This is a genomic window from Okeania sp. SIO2B9 (assembly GCF_010672505.1).
GTDB classification, from domain to species: Bacteria; Cyanobacteriota; Cyanobacteriia; order Cyanobacteriales; family Microcoleaceae; genus Okeania; species Okeania hirsuta.
Map to the genome: position 1 here is coordinate 1 of NZ_JAAHGK010000282.1, position 6750 is coordinate 6750.

2 protein-coding genes and 1 pseudogene are annotated in these 6750 nt (G+C 35.8%); 1 reads left to right on the forward strand and 2 read right to left on the reverse strand.

What is annotated here, in order from left to right:
• A pseudogene (locus F6K13_RS12150) lies at window positions 1–324 on the reverse strand (hypothetical protein); the annotation flags it as partial.
• A gap of 912 nt (window positions 325–1236) precedes the next feature.
• Here F6K13_RS12150 and F6K13_RS12155 point away from each other — a divergent pair.
• Window positions 1237–3063, forward strand: a complete 1827-nt coding sequence (locus tag F6K13_RS12155; RefSeq protein WP_124147291.1) for a serine/threonine-protein kinase — start codon at window positions 1237–1239, stop codon at window positions 3061–3063.
• A gap of 231 nt (window positions 3064–3294) precedes the next feature.
• On the opposite strand, the gene F6K13_RS12160 is transcribed toward F6K13_RS12155, so the two are convergent.
• On the reverse strand, window positions 3295–5331 hold the full coding sequence (locus tag F6K13_RS12160) for a serine/threonine-protein kinase (RefSeq protein ID WP_124147292.1): 2037 nt from the start codon (window positions 5329–5331) through the stop codon (window positions 3295–3297).
• Window positions 5332–6750: the final 1419 nt, after the last annotated feature.

The following is a 6750-nucleotide window of genomic DNA, read 5'->3' on the forward strand; positions in this document are numbered from 1 at the left end:
TCGTCTCACCGTTTCTGTTACCATTTCACAGGTTATTGATTGAGGATTCAATAACAAAATCAAGTAATCAGATTGGTTGAGTTTTCTTTCTAAATCTGGCAAATATTCTGCTTTTTTGTCGTTATTTTTTGCTATAAAATATTCATATTTATTTGCTTCTATTTGTTCAACAAAAAGAGTAGTAAGTAAATTTATTTTATAGCTTTTGTTTGAAAATATAAGTATTTTTTGCATGGTAAAACTAGGTGATTTAGCAACTGTTTGAAGCAGGTGATAGGTTGTATGTTTTAGGTTCAATAGCGTAGCAACTATAAAATTAAACAATATTATATCTAGTATAGTTGAGTAATTCCAAATATAGCAGTCGAAGCAAAGGCTAGGACAGATCAAAAGCTTAAAACTTAGACAGCGACATATTTTTCCTTCTTTCTTCTGCTATATCTCAAGGTGAGTTGAATAAAAAGATTAATCTCTTCACTAATAATCTTACCTATACTATTTTTAACATTATTTGCCCTCAAAAGTATTAATTATGACAAAAAAAATCAGGTCTCAAGCCTCCCATTGTAGGAGGTACTGATAACTGATAATTGAATTGACATGAGCTAAATATTCTGTTGATATACAAGGCATGATTCCTGACTATAATAATCTCTAAGTTTAAAAGTTAACGGTATTATTTAATTGGCTATAAATAAAAATCCACAGTATAAAATCAATTACTGAATTACTGAAATAAATATTACACATCAAATAGAATTCCCCCATTAGACATCTCCATAAAAGAGGCAGTAGGCAGCTTTGCTGTAGGCAGTAGGGAGAAATAATTGATAATTTCTGGATAAAAATTGATTTTATTTTGGATTTTTGGAGATGTCTATTAGTTATATTTATTCCTAAATTTACTTCTTGCCTACAGCTACCTACTTAATTATAGGTGTTTTTCCCTGAATGATGACAGAAATTTATCTATTCTACATGATTGTGACAGTGGAAACCATGACGAATTTTTGGTATAATGTAGTAATGCTCTTTCAATTGTATAAAAAATATTCTGGGAAAAAGCAACAGAGTGTAAGAGTTTAAAACTGTTTATCAATTTTGGAATTTTTTACAAATTATGTACGGATTACTATAAAAATTAAATGAAAAAAATAATTGATCTGCAAAACAAGAAAAAAATAAAAAAATCAATATATTTTAAAATAATCAACTAAGTTATTACCCGTACAAAATATGAGTTATTGCTACAATCCTACTTGTCAAAAACCTCAAAACCCAGACAAAAATATATTTTGCCAAAGTTGCGGTGCAAAACTAATCCTTAGAGAACATTACCGCCTCCTAAAACCAATCGGAATAGGTACATTTAGCCGGACATTCTTGGCAGTTGATCAAGACATCCCTTCAAAACCAATATGTGTAATTAAACAATTTTTACCTGTAGGCATTCCTGGCAAAAATGCAGCACAAAATATTAGTGAAATAGAAAAAGCATCAGCCTCATTTAGCCGAGAAGCATTACAACTAGACAAACTAGGAAAACATCCACAAATTCCTAGTTTATTAGCCTATTTTGTTGTCTCATCTTATAGATATTTAGTACAAGAATATATAGAAGGTAAAAATTTAGCTCAAGAATTAAAAGAACAAGGAACATTTAACGAACAAAAAATTAGAAAATTTCTGAGAGAAATACTGCCAGTTTTGCAGTTTATCCACAAAAATCAAGTAATTCATCGGGATATTAAACCAGAAAATATTATCCGTCGTGGTACTAATGAGAATGAATATGACTGGGGAAGAAATTTATATTTAGTAGGTTTCGGCGCTGCCAAAGCTATTTCTACTAATCCCGCAGTCAAAAGTGGTACGGTTATCGGTTCTCCAGAATATACTGCACCAGAACAGTTAATTGGTCAAGCTGTATTTGCTAGCGATATCTATAGTTTAGGTGTTGTCTGCATTCAGTTAATGACTCTACTCGACCCCTTCGACCTGCGTCATGGTGAAGAATGGTTATGGCAGGAACATTTACCCAGACCTGTAAGCACATCTTTGAATAATATTATTGATCGGATGTTAGAACCAGCGCTTCAACAACGCTATCATTCAGTAGAAGAAGTACTGAATGATTTAATGCAGACTACAAAGAGTTCTTGGGAAGGGTATGAAAGTTTAGAAAGTTACGGCGATCAAGTCAGAACAGTAGCATTTAGTATTGACGGTCAGACTGTGGTGAGTGGGGGTGAAGATAATAGCATTAAAGTCTGGACTCTGAAGACTGGTAGCGAACCCCGTACTTTGGGGGGATGGATGTTTAGTCATTCGGGATGGGTGCAGGAGGTCGCTTTTAGTTCAGATGGTCAGACTTTGGTCAGTGGTAGTAATGACGGCACTGTAAAAGTTTGGAATTTGGGTACTGGTAAGTTAGTGCGAACTCTAGGTGGTTGGTTGGGTCAAGACTGGGGTGCTGTGCAGGCGATCGCTATTAGTCAAGACGGTCAGATATTGGCAAGCGGTCATGGTGACAAGACGGTGAAGGTTTGGTATCTCAACAGTGGGAAAATGCGAGGATATTTGAAAGGTCATACTGCATGGGTGGAGTCAGTTGCTATTAGTCCTGATGGCAAAGTATTAGCGAGTGGGAGTGGAGATAAGACGATTAAGTTGTGGGATGTAGGGACAGGGAGGTTATTGTTGACTTTGACTGGTCATAGTGATGTGGTGCGGAGTGTGGCGATCGCTCCTGACGGTCAGATATTAGCGAGTGGGAGTAGTGACAATACTATTAGGTTGTGGCAGTTAGCGACCGGAGATTTATTAGGAATATTGCAGCATCCTGATGGAGTGAATGCGGTTGCTATTAGTCCCGATGGTTTGATTTTAGCAAGTGGATGTCGAGATGGGAATATGTATTTATGGAACCCTTATACGATGGAGGAGTTAGGAGTATTGAGTCAGGAAGCAGTAGTTAATGCAGTAACGTTTAGTGTAGATGGTCAAATGTTGGCAGCAGGTTGTGGTGATGGAAGTGTGGGTATTTGGCGGAGGTTGAGTTAGAGTGGGGGAGTTGGGGAGTGGGGGAGTGGGGGAGTTGGGGAGTGGGGGAGTGAAGTAATTATAGAATTATCAAATATTTTCTTGCATCCTGCTTAAGTCGGAAATACTGATAATATCATGTTCCCCTTGCAGGGGAGCTGCGCTAACGGATAATTAATTATAAAAAACCTTCTCCCTTTAAACCAATATTCCCTTCTGCCTTCTGCCTTCTGCCTTCTGCCTTCCTACCTACTAACGCGCTGACCAGACTTTAATAGTTTTGTCATCGCTACCACTAACAATAGTTTGGCCGTCAGAACTGATGGCAATAGAAGTCACTACCCACGTATGACCAGTGAGAGTATTTTTGAGACTACCCGTTGCTAAATCCCAAATTTTGATAGTTTTGTCCTCGCTACCACTAACAATAGTCTGACCATCGGGACTAATAGCTACAGACCAAACTTCGTTGCTATGACCAGTGAGAGTATTTTTGAGATTGCTGATTAATATGATGTCGTTTTCAACTTTAGAAAAAAATCTTAAATCCCAGACTTGAATAGTCTCGTCCGCACTACCACTGACAACATTCTGTCCATCGGAACTGATAGCAACAGAAAAAATCCGATCGCTATGACCAGAAAAAGTATTTATAAGACTACCCGTTACCAAATCCCAGATTTTGATAGTCCCGTCCGCACTACCACTGACAATAATCTGTTTCTCAGAGCTGATAGCTACAGAATAAACTGCTTTGCTATGACCAGTGAGAGTAGCTTTCAGACTTTCTGTAGCCAAATCCCAAATTTTGATAGTGCCATCCGCGCTACCACTAATAACAGTTTGTCCGTCGCGACTGATGGCAATAGAATAAACTGCTTTACTATGACCAGTGAGAGTATTTTTGAGACTACCCGTTGCCAAATCCCAGATGTTGATAGTGCCGTCAGCACCACCACTAATAATAGTCTGTCCATCAGGGGTAATAGCGACAGCAAAAATCTTGTCACTCTGAGTAGCAAAAGTTCCTTGGAGGTTACCATTTACCCAATCCCAAACTTTTATAGTATTGTCCCAGCTACCACTAACAACAGTCTGCCCATCGGGACTAATGGCAATGGAACGAATCCAGTCATTATGACCGCTGAGGGTACGAACTTCAGAAATATTAGTAGCGTAGGAAATGAGGTTGGGGGTTGAAGTCTTAACTGATGCTCTCTCTTTTTGACTATTTTTAGTAGATGAGGATGTTTCCTGTTCACTAGGAATATTATTAATAATAATAGAAGCAATAATAATGCTGAAAGCAATACCAATACCTAGACCTATTTTAACTAAAGTTTGAGCAGAATTTGATGAGGAGGAAGTGGAAGGAATAGTAGTTTTTGGCTGACTATTATGCTGATTACTATTTATTACAACTGTATGTTGTTGTGATATTTCTTGTGGCGATTGATTATTGAAGTTATTATTAATATCAGACAATTCAACTATTACTTCATCAATACTTTGATAACGATACTTCCAATAATCTGACACCATTTTATCTAGAATTAAAACTAATTTATCGCTAACATTAACTTGATTTTTCCAGACAATTTCACCTGTTGAGTTGTCTTTAACTAATTTATTTGCTTGTATACCAGTTAATGCTTCAATGCCAATCATTCCCACAGCATAAATATCACTACAAAATCTAGGCTGACCCGCTGCTTGTTCGCTAGGCATATATCCAGGAGTTCCCACTGCTATTGTCATAGTTGTATGACCCCCAGTTGTAATTGCTAACCCTTTAATTTCTTTCACTGCCCCAAAATCGATTAATACAATTTTTCTATCAGATTTTCTCCGCATAATATTTTGCAGTTTTAAGTCACGATGAATCACATTTTGCTGATGTACATACTGTAAAACTGACAATATTTCAGTTAAGAGTTGAATAGTCCGATCTTCACCAAAATTTTTCCCTGGATAAATTTCTTTTGTTAAATCATTTCCTTCAATAAATTCCTGAACTAAATAAAATTGCCCACCCTCTTCAAAGTAGGCAAATAATCTGGGAATTTGATTGTGTTCTCCGAGACGTTGTAATGTTATTGCTTCTTTTTCAAATAAAGTTTTAGCAACTTGAAAAACTTCTGGTCGTGGGTCATATGGGGCTAGTTGTTTTACCACACATTGAGGATGATTGGGAAGGTCTAAATCTAGTGCTAAATAAGTAGTCCCGAAACCACCTTTACCTAACTCTGATATAATTTTATAGCGATGTCTAAGTATTTTGTTAATCATTATTTTTTTTGATAAATTTATAGCTTTTTTTAGGAGTCAGGAATTATAAAATAGTTAGAGTAGTTTAATCTTTTAAATATTTTTAAGCCGATTTATTAATCAAAGTAATCTTTTAGCTATAATATTTATTTTAGGGGTCAATTTAATCTTTGAACTTTTTTTTACTAGGCAATATAGCTACGCTAGGCTGCACCGATATAATCTTGGGCATTTAATTTTATAGTTAGTAATTGGGATTGACTCATAATTGCTTTTTCGATTCTGGCTATAAGTTGGGGAACTAATTTGCGTTTTTCTGACTAAGTGGTATCTATATTTTGAGAAGTTAGCAATTTTGGTTTTTCATCTTGCAAAAGTTATTTTCAAATTACAATAACTTGTTGAATTAAATTGCGATTATTTTTATTAGCTAATTTTTTAATTTTTGCCATTAATTCATCAGGTAAGTCATTAATTGTGAGATTTGCCATAATTATTTCTTGATTTTTTTTGAATTGGATTTATATTTTAATATTTTAACCAATTTGTAGGTTGGGTTGAGGAACGTAGCTTGCTTCTCCGCAGGAGTAACCCAACAAATACTTACAGCAAATTTCAGGTTTATGAAGTACAGTAGGAGTATATTTTCAAACAGTTTTTGAACTGTTGAATTAAGGTTTGATTATTGTTGGTCTGAGGTACTGGAATTACTGTGCTACATTTATATGGAATAGGCTGCATAATTGTTCGGTTGCGCTATCGCTTAACCCAACCTACTGTAACTAACCCCTCGCAATGACAATTAAGTACATATTGTGATGGCAAGTGGAACGGAGTGGGGTTCAATAATGGATAATGGATAATGGATAATGGATAATTACCTTTCCCTAAAAGGAAGAGGATTGAATAAAAGGAAAATTTTTTCTCTCTTGGTCGATTGGATATGGCGTTAGCGGAGCGGCTCTGCAAGAGCGGGTCTCCTCGCCATCCCACCTTACGGGAAGCTCCGAAGATCGACCGCTTGTTTCTCCTTGCTCATGAGAGGCTTTAAACCTTTATTTTTCGGTGAAAATTCTCAGTGCTAGCTATGGAAATGTTGAAATAAAGAAAACTCCCTACAAATTACTTGCTAAAACTTTTTTCTGTTGATGAATCAAAGGCTTATATTTTATCATGCTCATCAAGCTTCTTTGAGATAGTACAAATAAGATAATGAGACTGCGACAAACTAAACTGTAAAAGGTATTTAAATAGAAATACAAGATAACAAATAAACACAGATTTTATAATCAAATCAATAAACCTATATTGCTCCCAGTAAAAGTAAAAGTAAAAGCAAAATAAAAGAAGGCTGCCTAAAGCAAGTATTAGCAAATATTCTACTTTTTTTAAACTAATAGGAGCCAATACAGGGAGATGTCCCCTAGGAGCATTTCTTTC

Bases quoted from the DNA above. Each gene is read 5' to 3' on its own strand.
- F6K13_RS12155 (WP_124147291.1), top strand. From the start codon at position 1,237: ATGAGTTATTGCTACAATCCTACTTGTCAAAAACCTCAAAACCCAGAC.
- F6K13_RS12160 (WP_124147292.1), bottom strand. From the start codon at position 5,331: ATGATTAACAAAATACTTAGACATCGCTATAAAATTATATCAGAGTTA.